Raw genomic sequence first — 1,883 nt, 5'->3', positions numbered from 1 at the left:
GTGTGCCGCAGTAATGCGGATCGGTCGACAAGAAGTCTACCGAGAAGTACGAGAAGCTACGAAAGCGATGGAGGTTGTGGCCCTCCGGAGTCTGCCTGCAGGGGCTGGCTCCAAACCACCTTTAAGCGGCATTGGCTGAAGACCGTTGTCGTGAGCGTTAAAGGAAAAAGCGCACCCGAGAGGTGCGTCAGGTAAGAATCGAGAAGACGAGTACAAACGAACCATCGTCGAGGTGTCGTAACTGATAAGCAACATCAAAACCGAGGGCCGCAACTACCCTCGGGACAAATCTACCGGAAGCCTGTTGACTGGGTAGGTGGTGTTCGGCATGAAGATGGCGTGAGCTCGATTCAGGCGCTTTCGTGGAACTGCGGGAACTCGGATCAGGATGCAAAGGGAGACGGTCAAGTGAAGAAAAGCAAGGCCCAGAGTACCGATGTCTGATCTGAGGACGGACGAACTTGTAGTAGCGTCGAGGGTTCTGTAATGGAGCCGGAGCGAAGGAGTTCGATTGTTTCAGCCAAGTCACTCGCCAACTTCATTCGGAGAATGAGCCTGTGACGGAGGCAAAACCTTTTGATATTCCCAAGCGCTTAGTATGGGAGGCATACAAGCGTGTGAAAGCCAATCGAGGAGCGGCGGGTGTTGATCAACAATCGATAACGGATTTCGATTGCAAGCGTGACAAGAATCTCTTTCGCATCTGGAACCGAATGGCCTCTGGCAGCTATTTCCCGCCACCGGTCAAATCAGTTCGGATAAGCAAGAAAGATGGAGGTGTTCGTACGCTAGGCGTGCCGACGGTCAGTGACAGGATTGCACAGACAGCGGTAACTTTATGGCTTGAGCCGATGTTGGAACCGGTGTTCCACGATGACTCGTATGGCTATCGACGGGGTAAGTCGGCCCACGACGCAATTGCGGCAACGCGTTGGCGCTGCTGGAAGAGTGACTGGGTATTGGAATACGACATTCGCGGCCTTTTTGACAACATCAACCATGAATTACTTCTCAAAGCACTTCGTCATCATTGTGCTGAACGCTGGGTATTGCTATATGTTGAGCGATGGCTTGTTGCGCCGATGCAAGAAGGTGAGTTTGTTTCGGGAGAGAGATCTGTCGGGACACCACAAGGTGGACCACTTTCGCCCGTACTAGCCAATCTCTTCCTGCACTACGCATTGGACAACTGGTTATCGACCCAACACAGCAATATTCCATTCTGCAGATACGCTGATGATGGGATTCTCCATTGCAAGACAAAGGCCCAGGCGACCATCATGCTAAATAGGTTGTCCGCGCGTCTAAACTCTTGCGGTCTGGAGCTTCATCCGAAAAAGACTCGGATAGTGTATTGCAAGGATAGCAAGCGACGAGGGACTCACGAACATACCCAGTTTGATTTTCTTGGCTATTCATTCAGACCAAGAAGAGTTGTTGATGGATATGGGCGTGTACGCTGCGGTTTTACACCGGCAGTCAGTCGAAGCTCGATGACAGCAATGCGTCAACGGGCACGAAACTGGCGTCTTCAATTGCAAAGCTCGTTATCGATTGACGAGCTAGCACAAGTGATGGCGCCTCGTGTTCGGGGGTGGATAAATTACTACTGTCGTTTTCGAGGGTCGGAGTTTCAGCCTGTTGCGGAGCATCTCAACAGGATAATCGTGCGTTGGGCCATGAGGAAATTCAAACGACTTCGCGGACACAAGCATCGTGCATTTGCGTGGCTTGAGAAGGTGAAGAAGGATAGGCCGAATCTGTTTGTACATTGGACAGGTTCTGGTTCTTTTCAGGTTGGAGCGATGGGAGCCCGGTGAATCGAGAGGTTCACGCCGGGTTCTGAGAGCAGCTGAGGGGGAAGTTCCCTCGGCTGACTCACC

The 1,883-nt window shown here is 52.0% G+C and carries 1 protein-coding gene; it reads left to right on the top strand.

Annotation, left to right across the window (positions count from 1 at the left end):
- Window positions 1-557: 557 nt before the first annotated feature.
- Window positions 558-1,820, top strand: coding sequence for a group II intron reverse transcriptase/maturase (gene ltrA, locus ACUNV4_RS30320; protein WP_430882420.1), 1,263 nt, complete (start codon window positions 558-560; stop codon window positions 1,818-1,820).
- The last annotated feature ends 63 nt before the right edge of the window (window positions 1,821-1,883 follow it).

It is taken from the genome of Granulosicoccus sp. 3-233 (assembly GCF_052681095.1).
Note: the sequence above shows the minus strand (reverse complement) of the source record. Positions and strands in the feature narration are given on the sequence as shown.